The sequence below is a fragment of the Amycolatopsis sp. 2-15 genome, assembly GCF_030285625.1.
Lineage (GTDB): Bacteria > Actinomycetota > Actinomycetes > Mycobacteriales > Pseudonocardiaceae > Amycolatopsis > Amycolatopsis carbonis.
Genome location: NZ_CP127294.1, coordinates 3,254,130 through 3,276,146, shown reverse-complemented (window position 1 = coordinate 3,276,146; position 22,017 = coordinate 3,254,130). Strand labels below are relative to the sequence as shown.

Annotated in this window: 19 protein-coding genes; 10 read left to right on the top strand and 9 right to left on the bottom strand. The window is 69.1% G+C overall.

Going from position 1 to position 22,017, the window contains the following annotated elements; all coding sequences use genetic code 11:
- Nucleotides 1-49 precede the first annotated feature (49 nt).
- Nucleotides 50-1,108 carry a tartrate dehydrogenase gene (locus QRX50_RS15995; protein ID WP_285972723.1) on the bottom strand — a complete coding sequence of 353 codons (1,059 nt, stop codon included), beginning with the start codon at nucleotides 1,106-1,108 and terminating at the stop codon, nucleotides 50-52.
- Complete coding sequence (locus QRX50_RS15990) at nucleotides 1,105-2,568, bottom strand: NAD-dependent succinate-semialdehyde dehydrogenase (protein WP_285972722.1); 1,464 nt, start codon at nucleotides 2,566-2,568, stop codon at nucleotides 1,105-1,107. Before QRX50_RS15990 ends, QRX50_RS15995 begins: the two co-directional genes overlap by 4 nt.
- A gap of 112 nt (nucleotides 2,569-2,680) precedes the next feature.
- Here QRX50_RS15990 and QRX50_RS15985 point away from each other — a divergent pair, with 112 nt between their 5' ends.
- Nucleotides 2,681-3,940, top strand: coding sequence for an aspartate aminotransferase family protein (locus QRX50_RS15985; protein WP_285972721.1), 1,260 nt, complete (start codon nucleotides 2,681-2,683; stop codon nucleotides 3,938-3,940).
- A gap of 3 nt (nucleotides 3,941-3,943) precedes the next feature.
- Nucleotides 3,944-4,444, top strand: a complete 501-nt coding sequence (locus QRX50_RS15980; protein WP_285972720.1) for a DUF3830 family protein — start codon at nucleotides 3,944-3,946, stop codon at nucleotides 4,442-4,444.
- Between the two features lie 77 nt (nucleotides 4,445-4,521).
- On the opposite strand, the gene QRX50_RS15975 is transcribed toward QRX50_RS15980, so the two are convergent.
- The gene (locus tag QRX50_RS15975; RefSeq protein WP_285972719.1) at nucleotides 4,522-4,827 is read right to left on the bottom strand and encodes a winged helix-turn-helix transcriptional regulator; all 306 of its coding nucleotides are present in this window, start codon (nucleotides 4,825-4,827) and stop codon (nucleotides 4,522-4,524) included.
- A gap of 864 nt (nucleotides 4,828-5,691) precedes the next feature.
- Between QRX50_RS15975 and QRX50_RS15970 the strand changes: the two genes are divergently transcribed.
- Together QRX50_RS15970 and QRX50_RS15965 are read left to right on the top strand one after the other, a co-directional pair.
- Nucleotides 5,692-7,065, top strand: a complete 1,374-nt coding sequence (locus tag QRX50_RS15970; protein WP_285972718.1) for an FAD-binding oxidoreductase — start codon at nucleotides 5,692-5,694, stop codon at nucleotides 7,063-7,065.
- A 30-nt stretch (nucleotides 7,066-7,095) separates the two neighbouring features.
- Nucleotides 7,096-8,649 carry an acetolactate synthase large subunit gene (locus QRX50_RS15965; protein ID WP_285972717.1) on the top strand — a complete coding sequence of 518 codons (1,554 nt, stop codon included), beginning with the start codon at nucleotides 7,096-7,098 and terminating at the stop codon, nucleotides 8,647-8,649.
- Between the two features lies 1 nt (nucleotide 8,650).
- Here QRX50_RS15965 and QRX50_RS15960 read toward each other — a convergent pair whose 3' ends face one another.
- Nucleotides 8,651-9,994, bottom strand: coding sequence for an MFS transporter (locus QRX50_RS15960; RefSeq protein WP_285974478.1), 1,344 nt, complete (start codon nucleotides 9,992-9,994; stop codon nucleotides 8,651-8,653).
- Nucleotides 9,995-10,375: 381 nt separating this feature from the next.
- Here QRX50_RS15960 and QRX50_RS15955 point away from each other — a divergent pair, with 381 nt between their 5' ends.
- Together QRX50_RS15955 and QRX50_RS15950 are read left to right on the top strand one after the other, a co-directional pair.
- Complete coding sequence (locus tag QRX50_RS15955; protein ID WP_285972716.1) at nucleotides 10,376-11,551, top strand: SPFH domain-containing protein; 1,176 nt, start codon at nucleotides 10,376-10,378, stop codon at nucleotides 11,549-11,551.
- Between the two features lie 34 nt (nucleotides 11,552-11,585).
- On the top strand, nucleotides 11,586-12,929 hold the full coding sequence (locus QRX50_RS15950) for a TFIIB-type zinc ribbon-containing protein (protein ID WP_285972715.1): 1,344 nt from the start codon (nucleotides 11,586-11,588) through the stop codon (nucleotides 12,927-12,929).
- 31 nt (nucleotides 12,930-12,960) lie between these two features.
- Here the strand turns inward: QRX50_RS15950 and QRX50_RS15945 are convergent, their stop codons facing one another.
- On the bottom strand, nucleotides 12,961-13,449 hold the full coding sequence (locus QRX50_RS15945; protein ID WP_285972714.1) for a DUF3761 domain-containing protein: 489 nt from the start codon (nucleotides 13,447-13,449) through the stop codon (nucleotides 12,961-12,963).
- A 298-nt stretch (nucleotides 13,450-13,747) separates the two neighbouring features.
- On the opposite strand from QRX50_RS15945, the gene QRX50_RS15940 reads away from it, so the two are divergent.
- Complete coding sequence (locus QRX50_RS15940) at nucleotides 13,748-14,842, top strand: FAD-dependent oxidoreductase (RefSeq protein ID WP_285972713.1); 1,095 nt, start codon at nucleotides 13,748-13,750, stop codon at nucleotides 14,840-14,842.
- Between the two features lie 55 nt (nucleotides 14,843-14,897).
- Nucleotides 14,898-15,446, top strand: coding sequence for a dihydrofolate reductase family protein (locus QRX50_RS15935; protein ID WP_285972712.1), 549 nt, complete (start codon nucleotides 14,898-14,900; stop codon nucleotides 15,444-15,446).
- Between the two features lie 78 nt (nucleotides 15,447-15,524).
- On the opposite strand, the gene QRX50_RS15930 is transcribed toward QRX50_RS15935, so the two are convergent.
- A complete protein-coding gene (locus QRX50_RS15930; RefSeq protein WP_285972711.1) occupies nucleotides 15,525-16,019 on the bottom strand; it encodes a type 1 periplasmic-binding domain-containing protein in 495 nt (164 codons plus the stop codon).
- Nucleotides 16,020-16,546: 527 nt separating this feature from the next.
- On the opposite strand from QRX50_RS15930, the gene QRX50_RS15925 reads away from it, so the two are divergent.
- Nucleotides 16,547-16,996 (top strand): hypothetical protein, encoded by a 450-nt coding sequence (locus tag QRX50_RS15925; protein ID WP_285972710.1) that lies wholly within the window; start codon nucleotides 16,547-16,549, stop codon nucleotides 16,994-16,996.
- 43 nt (nucleotides 16,997-17,039) lie between these two features.
- Here QRX50_RS15925 and QRX50_RS15920 read toward each other — a convergent pair whose 3' ends face one another.
- Together QRX50_RS15920 and QRX50_RS15915 are read right to left on the bottom strand one after the other, a co-directional pair.
- Nucleotides 17,040-18,314 carry a hypothetical protein gene (locus QRX50_RS15920; protein ID WP_285972709.1) on the bottom strand — a complete coding sequence of 425 codons (1,275 nt, stop codon included), beginning with the start codon at nucleotides 18,312-18,314 and terminating at the stop codon, nucleotides 17,040-17,042.
- 78 nt (nucleotides 18,315-18,392) lie between these two features.
- Nucleotides 18,393-19,157: a GntR family transcriptional regulator gene (locus QRX50_RS15915; protein ID WP_285974477.1), complete on the bottom strand. Its 765-nt coding sequence runs from the start codon at nucleotides 19,155-19,157 to the stop codon at nucleotides 18,393-18,395.
- Nucleotides 19,158-19,254: 97 nt separating this feature from the next.
- On the opposite strand from QRX50_RS15915, the gene QRX50_RS15910 reads away from it, so the two are divergent.
- The gene (locus tag QRX50_RS15910; protein ID WP_285972708.1) at nucleotides 19,255-19,833 is read left to right on the top strand and encodes a hypothetical protein; all 579 of its coding nucleotides are present in this window, start codon (nucleotides 19,255-19,257) and stop codon (nucleotides 19,831-19,833) included.
- A 3-nt stretch (nucleotides 19,834-19,836) separates the two neighbouring features.
- Here QRX50_RS15910 and QRX50_RS15905 read toward each other — a convergent pair whose 3' ends face one another.
- Complete coding sequence (locus tag QRX50_RS15905; protein WP_285972707.1) at nucleotides 19,837-22,008, bottom strand: 3-hydroxyacyl-CoA dehydrogenase NAD-binding domain-containing protein; 2,172 nt, start codon at nucleotides 22,006-22,008, stop codon at nucleotides 19,837-19,839.
- Nucleotides 22,009-22,017: the final 9 nt, after the last annotated feature.

Below are 22,017 nucleotides of genomic sequence, written 5' to 3'. Positions count from 1 at the left end.
GGGAGCCGGTCGGTCGAGGAGAAGTGAAGCGGGGAGCACCGACGAAAAATCAGCGGAGCGCTTCGGCCACCGCCGTGCCGAGGCGAGTTGTGGTAGCGGTGCCGCCGAGGTCGGGGGTGAGCTCGGCGCCGGCCGTGAGCACCTCGTCGACGGACGTGCGGATCGCTTGCGCGGCAACGGTTTCGCCCAGGTGTTCGAGCAGCATCGCGCCCGCCAGGATCTGGGCCACCGGGTTGGCGATGCCCTGGCCGGCGATGTCCGGAGCACTCCCGTGGACCGCTTCGAACATCGACGGAAACTCACCCGATGGGTTGATGTTTCCGGACGGTGCCATGCCCAGGCCACCCGTGACGGCGGCCGCCAGGTCGCTCAGGATGTCGCCGAACAGGTTCGACCCGACGACCACGTCGAGCCGGTCGGGCGCCTGAACCATGCGCGCTGCCAACGCATCCACGTGCATCTGTCCACTTTCGACATCCGGGTACTTCGCCGCGACCTCGGCGAAGATCTCGTCCCAGAACGGCATCGAGTGGATCAGCCCGTTGGACTTCGTCGCCGACGTCACGCGAGAAGTACGCGTACGCGCCAGCTCGAACGCGTACCGGATGATCCGCTCCACCCCGACGCGCGTGAACACGGATTCCTGCAGCACGAACTCGTCCGGCCGCCCGGAGTTGTGCCGTCCGCCGATCGCCGAGTACTCACCCTCGGAGTTCTCGCGGACGATCACCATCTCCAGCTCTTCGGCCGTCCGCCCCGAAAGCACCGACGTGGTGCCCGGCAGCAACCGCACCGGTCGCAGGTTCACGTACTGCTGGAACGCGCGCCGCAGCGGGATCAGCAAGCCCCACAAGGAAATGTGGTCCGGCACGCCGGGGAACCCGACGGCACCCAGCAGGATGCCGTCGAACGCCGCCAGCTGCGCCACACCGTCGTCCGGCATCATCGAGCCGGTCTGGGTGTAGCGCTCGCAGCTCCAGTCGAACTCGGTCCACCGCAAGGAAAAGCCATGCCGAGCAGCGGCCGCGTCCAGGACCTTGCGCGCCTCGACCGTGACGTCGACACCGATCCCGTCGCCCGGGATGCTCGCGATGCGGTACTCGCTCACAGGCTCACCGCGATGTACTTGGTCTCGAGGAACTCCTCGATGCCGACCGTGCCGCCCTCACGCCCGAGGCCCGACTGCTTGATGCCGCCGAACGGCGCCGCCGGGTTCGACACGATGCCCTGGTTCAGCCCGATCATCCCGGCCTCGAGCCGCTCGGACACGCGCAGCGCGCGCTTCACGTCGTTGGTGAACACGTACGACACCAGGCCGTACTCCGTGTCGTTGGCCTTCGCGATCGCCTCGTCCTCGCTGTCGAACGGGGTGATCGGCGCGACCGGCCCGAAAATCTCCTCCGACGCCATCCGCGCGTCGACCGGCACGTCCGTGAGCACCGTGGCCTGGTAGAAGTGGCCGGGCCCGTCGACGGTCGCGCCGCCGGTGAGCACCCGCGCCCCGCGGTCGGTGGCGTCCTTGACCAGTGCGGTCACCTTGTTCACGGCGGCTTCGTCGATGAGCGGGCCGACGACCACGCCCTCCTCCGTGCCGCGGCCCATCGCCAGCGCCTGCATGCGCTCGGTCAGCCGCCGCGAGAACTCCTCGGCCACGCCGCGCTGCACGTAGAAGCGGTTGGCCGCCGTGCACGCCTCGCCGATGTTGCGCATCTTCGCCTGCATCGCGCCATCGACGGCAGCGTCGAGGTCCGCGTCGTCGAAGACGAGGAACGGCGCGTTGCCGCCCAGCTCCATCGACGTGCGCAGCACCTTCTCCGCGCACTGCTCCAGCAGCTTGCGCCCCACCGCGGTCGACCCGGTGAACGACAGCTTGCGCGCGCGTCCGTCCCGGATCAGCGGCTCCATCACGCCACCCGCGTCGGTGGTCGTGACGACGTTCAGCACCCCCTCGGGCAGCCCCGCCTCCGCCAGGATCGACGCCAGCGCGAGCATCGACAGCGGCGTCTGCGCGGCCGGCTTGATCACCATCGTGCAGCCGGCGGCCACGGCCGGGCCGATCTTGCGCGTGCCCATCGCCATCGGGAAGTTCCACGGTGTGATCAGCAGCGTCGGACCCACGGGCTGCTTGGTGATCAGGAAGCGGCCGACGCCGTTGGGCGCCGTCGCGTACCCGCCGTCGATGCGCACGGCCTCCTCGGCGAACCAGCGGAAGAACTCGGCGGCGTAGGTGATCTCGCCGGCGGCCTCGGCCAGCGGCTTGCCCATCTCGAGGGTCATCAGCAGCGCGAGCTCGTCGCGCCGCTCGATCAGCTTGTCGTAGGCCCGGCGAAGGATTTCGCCTCGTTCACGGGGTGCGACGGCGGCCCAGCCGGCCTGCGCCGCGACGGCCGCGTCGAGGGCCGCCATGCCGTCCTCGGCGCCTGCGTCGGCCACCTCGCACAGGGCGGTGCCGGTGGACGGGTCCTGCACCTCGAAGGTCTTACCGCTCTTCGCGGGCACCCACTTGCCGCCGATGAAGAGTTCCTTGTCGACCGCGCCGACGACGCCGGCTTCAGTGATCGCGCTCATCCAGCTTGCTCCTCCGTGTTGTCCCGAGGCCATGCTATGGATATTGTCAACAATCGACAACCGCTCACAGTGCTTTCCCGCGCAACCTCACACCAAGAACCAGGAGCGCCGCATGGCCGAGCTTTCCCCGCTGCTCAAGCAGGCAACTCCCGTCGTGGTCGACCACGGTGAAGGGGTGTACCTCTACGACGTCGACGGGAAACGTCACCTCGACTTCACCGCGGGAATCGGCGTGACCAGTACCGGCCACTGCCACCCGCGCGTCGTCGAGGCCGCGCGCGACCAGATCGGCAAGCTGATCCACGGGCAGTACACGACCGTGATGCACAAGCCGTTGCTGGAGCTCACGAAGCGCCTCGGCGAGGTGCTGCCGACCGGTCTCGACTCGCTGTTCTACGCCAACTCCGGCAGCGAAGCCGTCGAAGCCGCGCTGCGCCTGGCGCGCCAGGCGACCAAGCGCCCCAACGTGATCGTGTTCCAGGGCGGCTTCCACGGCCGCACGGTCGCGGCGGCCACCATGACCACGTCGGGCACCCGGTTCAGCACCGGCATCGGCCCGCTGATGGGCGGCGTCCACGTGGCCCCGTTCCCCTACGCCTTCCACTACGGCTGGGACGAGCAGACCGCCACGAAGTTCGCGCTGCGCGAGCTCGACTACCTGTTCCAGACCGTCTCCGCGCCGAGCGAGACGGCCGCGATCTTCGTCGAGCCAATCCTGGGCGAGGGCGGTTACGTGCCGGCAAACAACGAGTTCATGGCCGGCCTGCGCGAGCGCGCCGACCGCCACGGCATCGTGCTCGTGGTCGACGAGATCCAGGCCGGGTTCGGCCGCACCGGCAAGTTCTGGGGCCACGACCACTTCGGCATCACACCCGACGTCGTGCTCATCGCGAAAGGCCTCGCGAGCGGCTTCCCCCTTTCGGGAATCGCGGCTTCGCAGGAGCTGATGGCGAAGGCGTACCCGGGTTCGCAGGGCGGCACGTACGGCGGCAACGCGGTGTCGTGCGCCGCGGCGATCGCGACGCTCGACGTGATCCGCGACGAGAAGCTGGTGGAGAACGCCGCCGAACGCGGCCGTCAGCTGCTCGAAGGCGCGCGGCTGATCGCAGACAAGACTCCGGCGATCGGCGACGTCCGCGGCCTCGGCCTGCTCGTGGGCACCGAGTTCACCACCGCCGACGGCGAGCCGGACGGGGCGACGGCCGCGGCGGCCCAGCAGCTGGCGTCGAAGAGCGGCCTGCTGCTGCTCCCCTGCGGCGCCTACTCGAACGTGGTCCGCATGGTCCCGCCGCTCGTCGTGAACGCCGAGCAGGTCGACGACGCACTGAAGATCTGGGGCGACGTGGTCGCCTCCGTCACCGCGGGGAGCTGAGGAATGGCGCGCTACATCACGATCACACTCGACAAACGCGGCGTCTCCTGCCGCGCGCGGCTGCTCGACGCCGAGGCGCCGCGCACCTGCCAGGCCGTGTGGGACGCGCTGCCGCAGAGCGGCTCGGCCTACCACGCGAAGTACGCGCGCAACGAGGTCTACACGCTCGTGCCGCCCTTCGCGAACCCCAAGCCAGGCCGCGAAAACCCGACGATCACGCCGATCCCGGGCGACGTCGTGTACTTCGGGTTCGAGGCGTGGGAGATCGGCAACCCCGCGTACGGCTACGACGACGGCAGCGAAGCCCACGGCGACCAGGGCGCCACGGACCTCGCAATCTTCTACGGGCGCAACAACCTCCTGATCAACGGCGACGCCGGCTGGGTGCCGGGCAACGTGTTCGCCACGATCGAAGAAGGCCTGGCCGAGATGGCGGCGGCTGCGCAGGACCTGTGGCTGCGCGGCGTCGAAGGCGAGACGCTCACCTACGCGCGAGCCGAGTAAGACCCCCCAGTCGAAGGCCTCCGCGTCCGGTGTCCGGACGGGCGCGGAGGCCTTCGCCGTCCCCCAGCACCCCCGGCTCAGCTGGCGCCGTTGACGTAGTTCTCGTACAGCGCCGTCCACACGTCGAGGTCGGCGAGCTCGTCGGCCAGGCACCGGCCTTCTTCGGTGAGCGCGAACCGCGTGTCCGGTGTCGGGCGCTCGTCCCACGAGCCGGTCCCCCGGACGAGCCCCTCGGCGGCGAGCACCCTCAGCACCCGGGCGAGCCAGTGACGCGACAGGCGGGTGCGCCTGCGCAGTTCGGTGAAGCCCGTCTCACCCTCGGTGAGCACGTCGATCACCTCGACGGCCTTGCGGTAGCCGGTCACGTGCAGCGGTCCAGGCACGGCGCACCTCCTTCACCCGCGACGCTAAAGCGGTCGGGCACAAGGAACTCGGGCCGTTGACGAAGCCTTGACGCGGCGCCACGGGCGTTGACACCACGCCTCTGTCACCCGGGAGTGTGAACCTCCGAGACTCACCATTCGTGGCAGCCCCATCACCGGTTCGGGTAACGGCGACGCCCGGTTGTCGCAACGAGAGTCTGCTACCCAGAGTGATCAACTGAACTCTCGGCTACCTACGGTGGCCGCCCATCCACAAGGGCACCCCGCCGCAGAACACGAAAGCCTTACGCGTTTATGGTGGGAAGATTCGTGACGCCCGCCTCCGCCGGCGAATGGCTTTTTGACACCACGCCAGGGCGGTGAAAATCTTCGTTCGCTCCTCGCGAGAGCACAACTGAACACAAATCAGAACAAGGAGCCCCTCAATGCACACGTTCATCCAGCACGCGCACCACGGCCACGACCTGATCACGGGTCTGCTCGCCCACCTGGCGCACGTGCTCGGCTGGCTTGTCTGATCTGGCGGCAAAGTTTACCGGGGGCCGGCCTGTTGGCGCGGGCCGGTCCCCTCGGTCACCTTTTTTCGAAGCACCATTCCCGAATCACGCGCCCCGCCGTGCGCAACGGCGTGGCGCAGTTTTTTTCCGGCCATTTTTCGGCGGCTCGCGGGGCGTCGCCGAAATGGTCGTTTTTTCATTTCCGGGTGAATGAAAGGCGACATCGAGGCCACCGGTCGCCGCGCGGGCGCGAACGGTCCCTTCGCGACACCCACCCCGCGAACGTGAAGAAGTTTCATAGCGAGCCCTCCACACGACGTACTACGCTTCGGTAACCAGGCACCGGCGCGTGAGGGAGTGGCAGCTGATGGGTACCGTCGCGGCACGGCTGGCGGACATCGTCGGGGCGGAAAACCTGCTGGTCGGCGACGCGATCTCCGACGACTACGCCCACGACGAGGCGCTGAGCGTGCAGCAGCAGAAGCCCGCGTACGTCGCGAAGCCGCACAGCGCCGAGGAAGTCGCGGAGCTGCTGAAGGCCGCGACGGAAGCCGGCCTGCCCGTGACCGCACGCGGCTCCGGCACCGGGCTCTCCGCGGCCGCGCGACCCGTCGAGGGCGGCCTGCTCGTGTCGTTCGAGCGGATGAACTCCGTCCTCGAAATCGACACCGTGAACCACGTCGCCGTGGTGCAGCCGGGCGTCACACTGGCGGAGCTGGACCAGCGCACGGCCGAGGCCGGCCTGACCTACCCCGTCTACCCCGGGGAGCTGAGCGCGAGCGTCGGCGGCAACGTCGGCACCAACGCGGGCGGGATGCGCGCGATCAAGTACGGCGTGACCCGCAGCAACGTCCTCGGTCTGCAGGCCGTGCTGCCCACCGGCGAGATCATCCGCACGGGTGGGCGCACGTCGAAGATCTCCACCGGCTACGACCTCACGCAGCTGATCGTCGGCTCGGAAGGCACGCTCGCGCTCGCCACCGAGGTCACGGTGAAGCTGCACCCGCGGCTGCCCCACGGCGCCACCGTGCTCGCGCCGTTCGACGACTTCGACCAGGTGATGGCCGCCGTGCCGAAGGTGGTGACCAGCGGCCTCGCGCCGCACATCCTCGAGTACATCGACAACCTCACCATGGCCGCGCTCGTCTACAACGAGAAGCTCGAGCTCGGTGTCCCCGACGCGATCCGCGACAGGGTGCAGGCGTATCTGGTGGTGGCGCTGGAAAACCGCGACACCGGCCGGCTCGAGGAAGACGTCGAGACGCTCGGTGAGCTGCTGAGCGAACTCGGCGCGATCGACGTGTACGTGCTCGAAGGCGGCTCCGCGCGCAAGCTCATCGAGGCACGGGAAAAGGCGTTCTGGTCGGCCAAGTCCGCGGGCGCCGACGACGTGATCGACGTCGTGGTGCCCCGCTCGTCGATGTCGCCGTTCCTCACGAAGGCGCGCGAACTCGCACAGACCGCGGGCGCCGGCGCGATCGGCTGCGGGCACGCCGGCGACGGCAACGTCCACCTCGCGATCTTCTGCAAAGACCCCGAAGTGCGCACGAAACTGCTCACCGACATCTTCACCTGCGCCATGGACCTCGGCGGCGCGATCTCCGGTGAGCACGGCCTCGGCCGCACGAAAACCAAGTACCACAAGGAACTCGAAGACCCGGCGAAGCTCGAGCTGCTGCGGCGGATCAAGCAGGGCTTCGATCCCGCCGGCATCCTCAACCCCGGTGTCCTCTTCTCCTGAGCCCTGAGCCTGACCCAGAAAGTGAGCAGCATGAACGGCGCCCAGTCCCTGATCCGCACCCTCGTCGACGCCGGGGTGGAGGTCTGCTTCTCGAACCCCGGCACGTCGGAGATGCACTTCGTCGCCGCGCTCGACTCCGTGCCGGAGATGCGCGGGGTGCTCGGGCTGTTCGAGGGCGTGGTGACCGGCGCGGCCGACGGCTACGCGCGCATCGCCGAGAAGCCCGCCGCCACGCTGCTGCACCTCGGCCCGGGTCTCGGCAACGGGCTGGCGAACCTGCACAACGCGCGCCGCGCGCACACGCCGGTGGTCAACGTCGTCGGCGACCACGCGACCTACCACAAGCAGTACGACGCGCCGCTCGAGTCGGACATCGACGCGCTCGCGGGTTCGCTCGAAGGCTGGGTGCGCCGGTCTTCGCACACGAAGGATGTCGGTGCTGACGCGGCCGCGGCCGTGGCGGCTTCGCAGGACGCGCCGGGCCGGGTGGCCACGCTGATCCTGCCCGCCGACGCGTCGTGGGGCGAAGGCGGCGAGACGTGCGCGCCGATCCCGCCGCGCACGCCGCACGCCGTGGACGCGACGACGGTGAAGAACATCGCCGAGGTGCTGCGCAGCGGTGAATCGGTGGCGCTGCTCATCGGTGGGCCCGCGTGCCGCGAGGCCGGATTGCTGGCCACCAGCCGCATCGCCGCCGCGACGGGCGCGAAGGCGCTGATCGAGACTTTCCCGACACGCCTCGAACGCGGCGCGGGCCTGCCGAACATCGAGCGGCTCGGGTACCTGTCGGAGCAGGCGATGTACCAGCTCGAAGGTGTGAAGCACCTGATCGTGGCCGGCACGCGGGCGCCGGTGTCGTTCTTCGCCTACCCCGGCAAGCCGAGCGTGCTCGTGCCCGAGGGCGCGAAGGTCCACGTGCTGGCCGACGTCGGGCAGGACGTGACGACCGCGCTGAGCGACGTCGCCGCGATCGTCGCCGCCGACGTCGAGCCGGTGCGGCAGGAGGCTTCGCGGCCGGCGTTGCCGAGCGGACCGCTGACGGCGCAGAACTGGGTCGAGGTGATCGGCGCGCTGCTGCCGGAGCAGGCCATCATCGCCGACGAGGCCAACACGTCCGGCCTGCTGCTGCCCGGCGCCACGGCCGGCGCCCCGCGCCACGACGTGCTGACGCTGACTGGCGGCGCGATCGGCTACGGCATGCCGGTGGCCACGGGTGCCGCGATCGCCGCGCCGTCACGTCCGGTGATCAACCTCCAGTCCGACGGCAGCGCGATGTACACGATCTCCGCGCTGTGGACGCAGGCGCGCGAAAACCTCGACGTCACCACGGTCATCCTCAACAACCACGCCTACGCGATCCTGCGCATGGAGCTGCAGCGCGTCGGCGCGGCGTCGGACGGGCCGAAGGCCAAGGAGCTGCTCGACCTCAGCCGGCCCGACATGGACTTCGCGAAGATGGCCGAGGGCATGGGCGTGCCCGCCACGCGCGCGACCACGGCGGAGGAGCTGGCCGAGCAGTTCAGCCGGGCGCTGGCGGAGCCGGGGCCGCACCTGATCGACGCCGCGGTGGCGCCGCTCCTCTGATTCAGACCGCAGCCGGTTCCGGGGCGGCCGTCTTCGCGCGGGCTCGGGGCACGAGGGCCGTGAGGCCCAGCCCGATCACCGCGGCGACGGCTGCCACCGCGAACGTCGTGCGGAAGCCGGTGAGCGAAGGGACCGTCAGCGCGCCGACGGTGATGGTCAGGTTGGCGAGCAGCGTGGCCATCACCGCGCTGGACGTCGAGGTGCCGACCGACCGCATGAGGGAGTTGAGGCCGTTGGCGGAGGCGGTTTCCGTCACCGGCACCGAGCCCATGATGAGCGCGGGCATCGCAGCGTAGGCGATGCCGACGCCCGCGCCGATGATCACGGACGCGGTGATGAGCTCGGCGGCGTTGTCCATCAGCAGGATCGCGAAGACGTAACCGAGCGCGATCACGACGGACCCGGTCATGAGGGTGACGCGCGCGCCGTAGCGGTTGGTCAAGCGCGCCGAGACGGGTGAGAGAGCCATCATGACCAGGCCGTTGGGCGCGAGGCAGAGGCCGGCTTGGACCATGGTCTGGCCGAGCCCGTAGCCGGTGGCCGACGGTGCCTGCAGCAGCTGCGGGAACGACAAAGCCATGGCGTACATGGAAAACCCGACGAGGATCGACGCCAGGTTCGTGAACAGCACCGGCCGCCGCGCCGACACGCGCAGGTCGACGAGCGGGTCACGGCGGCGCAGCTGGTACCAGCCCCACGCGAGCAGCACGACGACGGCCGCGGCCGCGCTCCCGAGCGTGCCTGCGCTGCCCCAGCCCCATTCGGCGCCCTTGACGATCGGCAACAGCAGACACGTGAGGCCGACGACCAGCCCGAACGCCCCCAGGTAGTCGAACGGCGCGGGCGTGTGCACGGGCGATTCGCCGACGTAGCGCAGGATCAGCGCCGCACACACCACACCGAGCGCGGCGGCGGTCCAGAACAGCACGTGCCAGTCGGCGTTCTGCGCCACGACCGCCGCCAGCGGCAGGCCGATCGCGCCACCGACACCCAGCGTCGCACTCATCAGCGCCACCGCGCCGCTCACGCGCTCGGGCGGCAGCTCGTCGCGCATGATGCTGATCCCCAGCGGGATCACGCCCATCGCACAGCCTTGCAACCCCCGGCCGACGACCATCAGCGCCAGCGAGCTCGTCAGCGCCGAGATCACCGAGCCGGCGACCAGCACGGCCAGGCTCGCGAGCAGCACCCGCCGCTTGCCGTACAGATCCCCGAGCCGCCCCGCGACCGGCGTGATGATCGCGCCCGCCAGCAACGTCACGGTGACGACCCACGACGCGTCGGTCGCGGATGCGTTGAGCAGCTTCGGAAACGCCGGGATGAGCGGCACTACCAACGTCTGCATGAACGACGCGACCAGCCCGCACGAGGCGAGCACCGGAACGATCGCTCGCCCGCTTGTCTGAGCCACGCTGTGCCCCCGGTTTAGTCGTACGTGGTACCGGAAGGGACGCTACCGCTTAGACCGGCCTCGGCGGGAGATACGTGATTGATCCGACTTACCGGATTAGGCTGAATGGAGCAGTCAAATCGGGCAGGTTTCAAGTGTCCGATGTGGACGTCCTCAGCCCTTCGCCGAGACCCGGCAACCGCCTTCACCCCTCGCGCCGGCGGCGGCCACGGCACCCTGTACCTGGTGGTTCCAGCCGCGTCCGGACCGGGCGCACGGTACTGTGTCGACGGGCCGGGGAGCGCCCGGAACGACGGAGGCGACGGGGGCCGGTACGTGGGGATTTTCGACAAGATCCGCGGCGAGTTCATCGACATCATCGAGTGGACCGACGACAGTCGGGACACGATCGTGTGGCGCTTCCCGCGCTACGAAAACGAGATCAAGATGGGTGCCAAGCTCACCGTCCGCGAATCGCAGGCCGCGGTCTTCGTCAACGAGGGCCAGGTCGCCGATGCCTACGCCCCGGGCATGCACACGCTGCAGACGCAGAACATGCCCATCATGTCCACGCTCAAGGGCTGGAAGTACGGGTTCAACTCACCGTTCAAGGCCGAGGTCTACTTCGTCAACACCCGGCAGTTCACCGACCTCAAGTGGGGCACGCAGAACCCGATCATCCTGCGCGACCCGGAGTTCGGGATGGTCCGGCTCCGCGCCTTCGGCGGGTACGCGGTGCGCGTGGTCGAGCCGGTCGCGCTGCTCAAGGAGCTCGCGGGCACCGACCCGCAGTTCCGCACCGAGGAGGTGTCCGAGTACCTCCGGCAGATGATCATCGGCAAGCTCGGCCCCGCCATCGCCGCGGCCAAGGTGCCGATGCTCGACCTGGTCACCCAGCAGGACCGCATCGGCGGCGCGATCGCCAACGCGCTCAACCTCGAACTGCACGCCAACGGCATCGAGATCTCGAAGTTCATCATCGAGAACATCTCGGTCCCGCCTGAGGTCGAGGCCGCGATGGACAAGCGGACCCAGATGGGCGTGGTCGGCGATCTCGACCAGTACACGAAGTTCCAGTCCGCCAACGCGATCGAAGCGGCCGCGAACAACCAGGGCGGCGCGGGTGAAGGCCTGGGCATCGGCCTCGGCATGGCGCTCGGCCAGCGGGCCGCGGGTCCGCAGGGCGCGCCGCAGCAGTACCAGCAGCCGCAGCAGTATCAACAGCCCCAGTACCAGCCGCAGCAGCAGTATCAGCAACAGCCGCCGTCCGCGCCGACGCCGCAGATGCCGCCGCCGCTGCCGCAGTCCGAGCAGTGGTTCCTGGGGGCGAACGGTCAGCAGCTCGGCCCGTTCGACCGGGCCCAGCTCGGGCAGCAGATCTCCGCGGGCACGCTCACCCGGGAGACCCTCGTGTGGAAGTCCGGGATGCCGCAATGGACGCCGGCCGCACAGGTACCGGAGGTCTCGCCGCTGTTCGGCGCGACCCCGCCGCCGCTGCCGCCGCAGTCCTGAGCCGTCCTGACTCGTCCAGCGGAGGGGAGCCGCCATGACCAACCCGAACTACCCGCACCACGGCCCGATGCCGAGCGGACCCATGCCTAGTGGCCCGATGCCGGGCGGTGCCATGCCCGGCAGCCCGATGCCGGGGGCACCTATGCCCGCCGGACCCATGCCCGGCGGCCCGATGCCAGGGACGCCCATGCCCGGCGGCCCCGTGCCGCCCGGTCCGCCACCCGCGTTCGCGCCGGCGAACACGGCCGCGACCACCTACCCGTGCGGCGGCTGCGGCGCCCGCCTGGAGTTCGCGCCGGGGTCGACCTCGATGCAGTGCCCGTATTGCGGGTACCGCCAGGAGATCACAGCGGGCGACCGGCAGATCCGCGAAATCGCGTTCGCCGACCTGACCGGCCTGGCGCGCAAACCGGTGGCCACGATCGGCCAGTACGTCTTCAAGTGCCAGCGCTGCGGCGCCACCACCGAGACCAACGAAACGGCCAGTCTGTGCCAGTTCTGCGGTGCCCCCCTGGTGATCGACGCGCAAGCGTCCGGGCAGTTCGTGCCCGAGGGCGTACTGCCGTTCCAGTTCGACAAGGGCGCGGTGAGCACGCACCTTAAGAAGTGGACGAACTCGCGCTGGTTCGCACCGAACGCGCTGAAGAAAGTCGGCACGGCCGAGTCCACCAAGGGCACCTACATCCCGCACTGGACCTACGATTCGCAGACGGACACCGTCTACTCCGGACAGCGCGGCGAGCACTACTGGGTCACCGAGACCTACTACGACAACGGGCAGCAGAAGACCCGCCGGGTGCGGCACACGCGCTGGTATCCGGCGGGCGGCCGGGTGGGCCGGTTCTTCGACGACATGCTGGTGCCGGGCAGCACCCAGCTGCCGCCGAAGGAACTCGACCGGCTCGCGCCGTGGCCGTTGGAGCAGGCCGAGCCGTATCAGCCGCAGTTCCTCGCCGGGCATTTCGCGCTGCGCTACGACATCGAGGCCGAAGCCGGCTTCGAGGAAGCGAAGCGCCGCATGACGCCGGTCATCGAGGACGACTGCCGCCACGACATCGGCGGCGACGAGCAGCGCGTGCAGTCGATGAACACGCAGCACCGCGACGTCACCTTCAAACTGATGCTGCTCCCGGTCTGGGTCGCCACCTACGTCTACGCCGGCAAGAACTGGCGGATCCTCGTCAACGGCCGCACCGGCGAAGTCCAGGGTCAACGGCCCTACAGCAAGGCGAAGATCGCCATCGCGGCCCTCATCGCGCTCATCGTCGTCGCCGCGATCGTCTACTTCGTCGCGATCCGCGGCCACAGCACCGGCTCGACGCATTCGTCGACCACCCACTCGACCAGCCACCACACCACGGTCACACACCACCATTGACGCAGGAGCGGCTGACTGCCACGCCGCGGAATCAGGTTGCGGGGCGCGAGATCCAGGTACGGACACCCTTGTGGCCGGAGCACGTGCCGGAGCGGTGCTTGCTGTAGCTGTACTGGCCGTCGTTGCAGATAGCCGTCGCGCCTGTGGGGTTGGAGGATGGGTTGTGCACGCAGACGCCGGAGGAGTTGCGGTAGTAGTCGGCACTGCAGGCGGCCGAATTGGTTTTGGGCGGGGCTGCGGTGGTTTTCGGAGTGGTTTTGGCTTTCGCCGTTGTTTTCGGAGCCGTAGCCTTCGCCGCGGTGGTTTCCGGTGCGACGTAAGCCGGCACCGAAGTGGTCGAAACGGGCGAATCGGTCATCGTCGGCGTCGCGGAAGTGCTTTCCGGTAAAGCAGAACTGCTCGGCGCCGAAATCGTGGTGACCGGTGCGACGACACCGGTGTGCCCGGTCGGTGCCGGCGCCGCCCCACAACCCGCGACCAGCAGTCCGGCAGCCAGCACCATTCCCAGTTTTCGCAACAACCTGTGCCTCCTCGAAAAAGAACATGCGCCGCCTTGTCGAGGAAATGGCGTTGAGTGTTACATTCGTGAACAAATACGCAGAAAGGTGCAGAATCCGTTGCCGGGCCACGAAAGGGACTCAGGAACGGACCGAGCGGCTCAGCCGCCGACCTGATCGGCGGCTGAGCGGGCGCACCCGTTGCCGGTCTAGACCTTACCTGTCGAGATCCGGAAAAAGCCGCACTCCGGTCCGTTCCGGTGATCTTGTGACACCTTTTCCGGGTTGTCACGGCACCGTTTCCGCGAGGAAGATGTGCGCGTGCGAAAACGAGCGGTGGTGGCCGGGGGCGGCGTTGTCGGGCTGACGACGGGGCTGGCGCTCCGTCAGGCGGGGTTCCAAACCCTGGTGTGCGAACAGGAATCCGAGATCCGTGGCGTCGGAGCGGCGCTGGGGCTGTGGGCCAACTCACTCGCGGTGTTCGACCGGCTCGGCGTCGGTGGCGAGATCCGCGCGGCCGGCGCGCCCAGCGCGATCCGTTACCAGGACCCGGCCGGGCAGGTCATGGACGAGTACTACGGCGACCTCGCCGACGTCGATTACCTCATGGTCACCCGCCAGCGTCTCAACGAGCTGCTCGCCGCCGCGCTGACGCCGGACGAGCTGCGCACCGGCGCCCGCGTGACCGGCTACCGGGACCACGACGGCGGCGTCACCGTGGAGTTCGCCGACGGTTCCACCGAGGAAGCCGACCTCCTCGTCGGGGCCGACGGCGTGTACTCGCGCGTCCGCGAGCAGCTCTCCCCCGGCTCGGCCGCGCAGGAGTACCCGGGCCACCTGGCGTGGCGCGGGATCGTCGCGGAGAGCGCGATCCCGGAGATCACCGAGGAACGCTTCGTCGTCGGCCGCGAACGGACCCGCGGCGGCGTGGTCCGCAGCGGCGGCGGCACGGCGTTCTGGGTCCTCGCACAGCTCGGCGCGCCGCCCACCACGCGTTCCGCGAAGGAGGAAGCCCTCGCCCGCGTCCCCCACCTCTACGACGGCGGCTGGCCGTTTCCTCTGCGCGAAGCCATCGAAGCGACGCCGGAGGACCGCGTGGTCAGCAACCGCGTGATGGCGCTGCCCCTGCAGCCGCGCTGGGTCTCCGCCCACGTCGCCCTCGCCGGCGACTCCGCGCACGCCGTCTCCCCGCACATCACGTCCGGCGCGTCCCTGGGCATCGAAGACGCCCTGGTGCTGGCCGACCAGCTGACCCAGGCCGACGTTCCTGCTGCTTTGCAGGCATACGAAGCGAACCGGCTCCCGCGTTACGCCGAGGTGTACTGCTGGGTCGACGACGTCGCCGCGGCCGCCGACGAACCGCACCTCTACGCCAAGGAGTTCTTCGACTTCGTCCGGTGGATGCTCGGCCGATGAGTTTTCGGGCGCCCGGCGGTCAGCACAGGCACACCGAAAACGAACGGAGACCCCCATGGGCAACGTGCGCTGGCACCTCATGATGTCGCTCGACGGCTTCGCCGCCGGCCCCGGCCACTCGATGGATTGGATGTCCGGGACCAAAGTCAGCCCCGCCACCCACCAAGACGCCATCTCCACCCTCGGCGCCGTCCTCGGCGGCCGCCGCGGCTACGACGCCCTCGCGCAGCGCTTCCCGGGCAAGGCGAGCCGGCAACCCTACGGCGGCGAGTGGACCGGCCCGGTGTTCGTGCTGACCCACCACCCCGAAGACGCGATCCCGGACGCCGGCATCACCTTCCTCGACTGCGACCTCACCGAGGCCGTCGAGATCGGCTTGGCCGCCGCGAAGGGCAAGGACCTGGAGATCCACAGCCAGGACATCGCCCGCCAATGCCTCGAGCTCGGCCTGATCGACGAGTTCCACGTGCACTTGGCCCCCGTGATGCTCGGCTCGGGCGTGCGCATGTTCGACAGCCCGGGCACCGCGCCGGTCCGCTGGGCCCGCGTTCACGACGGTGACCCCGCGTTGGCGGTGGACCTTCGGTACCGCCCGGTGAGGTGAGCCTGCCCCTTGGGAAGATGGCGGCACCACCTTGCCTGAAACCTGCGTCCGCTACTGGCCGCCGAGATAGACACCCACTCACGAATCCGCCGGGCACCACCCATCCGACGTGTGCCCCGCCGCCATCCCGCAGAAGCCCTGCAACCCCCGCACCACTTCGCCACCCTCGACGCGCAGCACCGAGACCGGCTTGGCTTCCGGCACATGGCGGCCGATGTCGCCGCCGTAGTCAATGGTGCCGGTGACGCCTTCGATGTATTTGTTCGTCTGGTGGTCGTCCGGGCGGGAGGTGTGGATGGCGGTGATCTCGCGCCACACCGCGCCCGGCGTCACGGGGACGTTGGCGGATGTCTCGCGCAGGTAGGCGGTGGCCGTGATCATCACCAAAGCGGCGTCGTATGACAGGGCGGCGTGGCCGTCGAAGGAGCGGCCGCGTTCGGTCTGCTCGAACAGGAACAGCGTGCGGTCCAGCGTGGTGTAGAAGTCGCGCGCCAAGCCTTGCGGGTCGGTCGCCGGTTCGCTGGCGAACGACAGGTAGTAGTACGGCAGCGCGCGGTTCTGTTCGCGCGCCACCTGGTCGGCGACATACCGCGAAACGTCGTCGTCCCCGATGATCGTGGCAGTGCTGCCGCACTGGGCGGCGCCGGCGGCGAAGTCGCCGAAGTCCGGGACGCCGCGGCCGGCGAAGAGGACAAAACCGTTGTAGGAGCACGTGTCCCGGCCAGCCGCGGCGGCGTTGCCGACGAGACGTTCGCCGTAGCGGTCGTGCGACGACGGCGCCTGCTGGCCGCCGTCCGGTGTGAAAGCCCGGGCGTCGACCGAAAAACCCCTTGTCCGCGAATGACTTCATGACGTCATCACGCAGGTTCGTACTGTAGGTGTCGGAATCGTCGTCCGAGTAGTACACGCGCGAGACCTTCGGACCCGGCCGGGTAGCGGCGAACGCCGCGGCCACCGCGGCCTCACGACGGTTTTGCGGCGCCACCTGGAAGTACACCGGGTTCTGGTCGGCGAGCCCGTCGGCCGACAGCGTCGAAGCCACCACCGGCAGCCCGGCGTCGCCGAGTGCGCGGATGGTCTGCTGCGTCGGCAGGCTGCTCATGTCCAGCCCCACCACGCCGACGATGCTGCGGTCCTGCTCGGCCATCCGGCTCAGCTGCCGCGCGACGGCCACGCCCTGCCGCATCCCGAGCCCGCCGTTCGCCACGAGCACGCGCACGATCGGCTCGGCCGACGCCGTCGCGGTGAGCTGCCGCAGCTGCGCGACCGCGACGCCTTCCAGTGATTCGCGTTCCGCGGTGAGGCCTTCGGGCGTGCCGTTGGACGACGTCAGCGCCTCGAGGTCGACGAGCGTGATGTACGGCCGTTCCGGGTGCACGTCGTGCAGCTCGGCCGCGCGCCGGTTCTGGTCCGTGATCACGGAAAGCACCTGCCGGATGGTGTCGTCGGCGGGCTGGTACACCGAGAACGAGCCGTCGGAGATCCCCACGCACTCGGTGCCCGTCCACGTGAGCCACTCGCTCGACGTCCCACAGTGGCTGGTCCGGTAGTCCTGGTACCGCACGCCGACGAAACTCGCCACCAGCGCGACGATCACCAGCGGCACCCCCAGCCGCATCCACCGCGTCGCCCACCACGGCGGGCTCGACTGCCTGCGCCGGAGCACATACGTGTCCCCCAGCGACTGCAAGGCTTGCGCGCCCTGCTCTGCTGCTCGGGCGTGCCAGGGTCGAGGCCGATCGGCAGGTACCACGCGGCGGCGTCGCGGGCGCGGCGGTCGCGGAGCAGCTCGTGCTGCCACGAGCGGTACGCGTCGCCCGCGTCCGCCGCGGTCCACCGTGGACGGTCCTGGCTCGGCCGGCTCTCCGGCGGCGGCGCGTCGCTCGTGCTGACCACCAGCAGCGGGTCGAACAGCCCGGTCTGGTTGCGCACGTCGTTGATCAGCTCCAGCAGCCGGTAGCCGCCGTTGGTGGTGGTGACGTGGTCGAGCAGCAGCACCGGGTACGTCATGCGCCGGCGCCGGAAGAACTGCCGCCGGTAGCCGCGGCGCAGGTCTTCGAGGAACGCGTTGACCAGCAGCCGCGCGACGAACTCCGGCGACTCCTGCTGCCACTCGCCGTCGGTGAGGCGCACCGCGAAGCGCACGAAGCTGCCCGACATCTCCGGCGCGAGGTGCGGCTGGCGCAGGAACCACCGGTACCGCCCGGAAAGCAGCGGCACGCGGCCGGTGACGGCGAGCCGGAACGTCGCCATCGTCAGCAGCCGCAGCACCAGCAACGGGTACTTCCACGCGTCGTTGGACGGCACCAGCTCCTTGCCGACGTTCTCGATCGCCGAGCGGAAGCGCACCAGCAGGCCGTTGTCCTGCAGCTTGCGCAGCAACGTCCGCTCCGGCGGATCCGACGCCGGCAGCTTTTCGGCCATCAGCTGCACGACGAGCGTGAACAGCCCGAACCGCAACCCCGAGCCACGCGAACGCGGGCTGCGCAGCAGTTCGGTGCGCGCTTCCCACAGGATGTCGCGGATCGCGTGGATGCTCGCCTCGGTCGCGGGACCTTCCGCGTCTTTGCGCTGGTCGAGCGGCAGGTACGCGTAGCGCACGCCGCCGCTGGGCCGCGCCGTGCCCAGGCGCCGCTTGAACTCTTCGAGCACACCCTCGGCCGGCCCCACCAGGCACACCATCGGCAAACCCTTGCGGCCCGCGCGTTCCTGCTGGTAGCCCGGCTCCCACTCGACGTTCGCCGAGTGCAACGACCGCGGCCGATCCCCCATCCGCGGCCGTTGGTACAGCGCGCCGACGAGCTTCACCAGCTTGTCGGACCCCGCGAACGCGAGCGGGTCTTCGCGCTCCGCGGTGGGCGTCGTCATGGTCTGGTCCATGAACCAGTTTCACATGCGACGAGCGGGACGGCTCCCGGCATTTCTGCCGACACCGCAGCGAATGGACTAGTCGGCGGGCCATTCGTAGGACAGCTCGTAGCGGTCCGCGGCCAGGACCATGTCGTTCATTTCGAGCGGCGTGCCGTCGGCGCCGTAGGCCACCCGGGTGAGGGTGATGACCGGGACACCATCGGCGAGCTGCAACAACGAGGTCTCGTCCGGCGACGGCATGCGCGCCCCGACCTGTTCGGTGAACGAGCCGAGCCGGTGCCCAGCATCCTCCAGCCGCGCGTAAGTGCCGCCGGGCCCGGTCTCGGGATCTTCGATGACAGTGCCGCGGGTCAGCTCGCGCGGCAACCTCGACACCGCGAGCTGCACGACCAGATCATCGGCGCGCATCACGCGGTCCCGAACGGTCACTTCGTCGCCTTCGGCGATCGCAAGCCTCGTGGCAACTCGGCTGTCGGCATGCTCGAACCGGACCTCGACCGACGCGGAGGGCGTGAGACCGCGCGCGGTGGCATCGGCGCGAAAGGCGCCGCGGTCACTTTGCCGGGCGGCGCGCGAAAGCCTAGTGGTCGCCACTCGTTCCTGCACCAGCGCCGGCGGCCGGACGAACACTCCGCGTCCGTGCTCCGAGGTCACGAGACCTTCCGAGCGCAGCATGTTCACCGCTTCCCGAACGGTCGGCCGCGACACACCGTAGGTGTCGACCAACTCGCGCTCACTGGGCAACTGCTCGCCCGGGGCGTACTCACCTGCCGCGATCTTGCCGCGAAGATCCCCGGCGACCTGCCGAAACGCAGGGATGCCGCTTCTGCGATCCACCATGCCAACATTCTCGCACTCATCAACTTGTCTTGACCAGTTGCCCCACTGTATGTCACGGTAGCGCAACTCGTCAGGACAAGTTGCTGGATGGTGAACCATGGATTCGTTGACGGAACAGATCGAGGTGGCGCGGACGCGGCTGGAGGAAATCCGCTACTCCCGCGGCTGGACTCTCTCGAACATCCAGGAGATGACCGGCCTCCCCAACCGCGTCACCGCCGCCCGGTGGTGGTTCCGCGCCCCGCACTCGAAAGGCCTGCACCGGCTCGCCGGCTACGCCCACGAACTCGGTTACGGCATTCGCCTGCTGATCGTGGAAGACGACCCCGCCGAACGCCCCCTGCCCTGGCGCGAACGCATGCCCCACACCGACTTCACGACCCTGGACCCCGACGCGGACGCCATGGCCGAACCCCGTCGCCTGCAGGAAAAACTGCGCCGCGCCCGCCTGGCCACCGGCCGCTCGCGCACCGACCTCGCCGAGGCCCTCGACACCAGCCCCCTCCACATCTGGTGCCTCGAGTACAGCCCGACCGTGCACGACTTGGCGCTGTGCGAGTTCCTGATGTACGCCCGTTTCCTCGGCTACACCATCCGCCTGGACCTGGTGCCCGACAACGAAAAAGGCTCTTCCCCGGACGAATCCGGGAAAGAGCCTTTTTCGCTCAGCGTCTAGAACCTATTCGTAGATCTCACCCTTGGCAGCCTTCGCCACCAGCGACTCCGGCGGCAGGAAGTGGTCGCCGTACCGCGCGGCCAGCTCACGCGACCGGTCGACAAAGCCCTGCAACCCACCGGCGTACTGGTTGATGTACTGGATCACGCCACCGGTCCACGCCGGGAACCCGATCCCGAAGATCGACCCGATGTTCGCGTCGGCCACCGTGGTCAGCACGCCCTCGTCGAAGCACTTCACCGTTTCCAGGGCCTCGGCGAAGAGCATGCGCTCCTTGAGATCCTCGAAGGGGACGTCGCCGGTGCCGGACTTGAAGGCGTCGCGCAGGCCGGGCCAGAGGCCGGTGCGCTTGCCGTTCTCGTCGTACTCGTAGAAGCCGGCGCCGGTGCTGCGGCCCTTGCGGTCGTACTCGTCGAGCATGCGGTCGATCACGGCTTCCGACGCGTGCGGCGTCCAGGTGCCGCCGGAGGCCTCGACCGCGGCCTTGGTCTCGACCCGGATCTTGCGCGGCAGCGTGAGCGTGAGCTCGTCCATCAGCTGCAGCGGCGGCGCCGGGTAGCCGGCCTGCGAACCCGCCTGCTCGATCGACGCCGGCTCGACACCCTCGCCCAGCGCGGCGACGGCCTCGTTGATGAACGTGCCGATCACGCGCGAAGTGAAGAAGCCGCGGCTGTCGTTGACGACGATCGGGGTCTTCTTGATCTGCAGGGTGTAGTCGAAGACCTTCGCGAGCGTCGCGGGCGAAGTCTTCTCACCGCAGATGATCTCGACCAGCGGCATCTTGTCCACCGGCGAGAAGAAGTGGATCCCGATGAAGTCCTCGGTCCGTTTCACGCCCTCGGCGAGGGTGGTGATCGGCAGGGTCGAGGTGTTGGAGCCCAGCACCGCGTCGGAGTTCACGATGCTCTCGATCTCGCCGAACACCTTGTGCTTGAGCTCGACGCTCTCGAACACGGCCTCGATCACGAAGTCGACGCCCTCGAAGTCGGCCGCGTCGCCGGTCGCCTTGATGCGGCCGAGCAGCTCGTCGGACTTCTCCTTCGTGGTCTTGCCGCGCGAGAGGGCCTTCTCCTCGAGCTTGACCGCGTAGCCCTTGCCCTTGTCGGCGGCTTCCTGCGAGACGTCCTTGAGCACGACGTCGATGCCGGCCTTCGCGGAGACGTACGCGATCGCCGCGCCCATCATCCCGGCGCCGAGCACACCCACCTTGCGAGCGGTGTACTTCTCGAAGCCGTCCGGCCGCGAGTTGCCCGAGTTGATCGACTGCAGGTCGAAGAAGAACGCCTTCGTCATGTTCTTCGAGACCTGACCGGTGGCCAGGCTGACGAAGTAGCGCGTCTCGACCTTGATCGCGGTGTCGAAGTCGACCTGCGCGCCCTCGATGGCCGCGGCCAGGATCGCGCGCGGCGCCGGCATCGGCGCGCCCTTGAGCTGCTTGCGCAGGTTCGCCGGGAACGCGGGCAGGTTCGCCGCGAAGCTCGGGTTCGACGGGGTGCCGCCCGGGATCTTGTATCCCTTGACGTCCCACGGCTGCACGCCGCCCTCGGGGTTGGCCTTGATCCACGCCTTGGCGGCGGGCACCAGCTCCTCGACGGTGTCCACGACCTCGTGGACCAGGCCCAGCTCCAGCGCCTTGCGCGGCTTGTGACGCGTGCCCTGCAGCAGCACGTTCAGCAGCGCGCTCTGGATGCCGAGCAGCCGCACGGTGCGCACGACGCCGCCGCCACCGGGCAGCAGGCCCAGCGTGACCTCGGGCAGGCCGATCTGGCTGCCCTTCGCGTCGGCCGCGATGCGGTGGTGCGTGGCGAGCGCGATCTCGAGGCCGCCGCCGAGCGCGGCGCCGTTGATGGCCGCGACGACAGGCTTGCCGAGCTGCTCGATGCGGCGCATCTGCGTCTTCATCAGCGTGCTGGACTCGGTGAAAGCGGCGGCCTGCTCCGGCTTGGCCTGGATCAGGTCACGCAGGTCGCCACCGGCGAAGAACGTCTTCTTGGCCGACGTGATCACGACACCGGTGATGTCGTCCTTCTCCGCCTCCAGCCGGTCGACGGTCACGCCGAGCGACTCGCGGAACGCGGAGTTCATGGTGTTGGCCGACTGGTTGGGATCGTCCAGTGTCAGCGTGACGATGCCGTCCGCGTCCTTCTCCCAGCGGATGGTCTTGCTCTCAGCCATTCTGGATCC

Excerpts from the sequence above, each read along its gene's own strand:
- QRX50_RS15990 (WP_285972722.1), bottom strand. The coding sequence starts at position 2,568 with ATGAGCGCGATCACTGAAGCCGGCGTCGTCGGCGCGGTCGACAAGGAA.
- QRX50_RS15985 (WP_285972721.1), top strand. The coding sequence starts at position 2,681 with ATGGCCGAGCTTTCCCCGCTGCTCAAGCAGGCAACTCCCGTCGTGGTC.
- QRX50_RS15980 (WP_285972720.1), top strand. The coding sequence starts at position 3,944 with ATGGCGCGCTACATCACGATCACACTCGACAAACGCGGCGTCTCCTGC.
- QRX50_RS15970 (WP_285972718.1), top strand. The coding sequence starts at position 5,692 with ATGGGTACCGTCGCGGCACGGCTGGCGGACATCGTCGGGGCGGAAAAC.
- QRX50_RS15965 (WP_285972717.1), top strand. The coding sequence starts at position 7,096 with ATGAACGGCGCCCAGTCCCTGATCCGCACCCTCGTCGACGCCGGGGTG.
- QRX50_RS15960 (WP_285974478.1), bottom strand. The coding sequence starts at position 9,994 with ATGCAGACGTTGGTAGTGCCGCTCATCCCGGCGTTTCCGAAGCTGCTC.
- QRX50_RS15950 (WP_285972715.1), top strand. The coding sequence starts at position 11,586 with ATGACCAACCCGAACTACCCGCACCACGGCCCGATGCCGAGCGGACCC.
- QRX50_RS15935 (WP_285972712.1), top strand. The coding sequence starts at position 14,898 with ATGGGCAACGTGCGCTGGCACCTCATGATGTCGCTCGACGGCTTCGCC.
- QRX50_RS15925 (WP_285972710.1), top strand. The coding sequence starts at position 16,547 with ATGTCCAGCCCCACCACGCCGACGATGCTGCGGTCCTGCTCGGCCATC.
- QRX50_RS15920 (WP_285972709.1), bottom strand. The coding sequence starts at position 18,314 with ATGACGACGCCCACCGCGGAGCGCGAAGACCCGCTCGCGTTCGCGGGG.
- QRX50_RS15915 (WP_285974477.1), bottom strand. The coding sequence starts at position 19,157 with ATGGTGGATCGCAGAAGCGGCATCCCTGCGTTTCGGCAGGTCGCCGGG.
- QRX50_RS15910 (WP_285972708.1), top strand. The coding sequence starts at position 19,255 with ATGGATTCGTTGACGGAACAGATCGAGGTGGCGCGGACGCGGCTGGAG.
- QRX50_RS15905 (WP_285972707.1), bottom strand. The coding sequence starts at position 22,008 with ATGGCTGAGAGCAAGACCATCCGCTGGGAGAAGGACGCGGACGGCATC.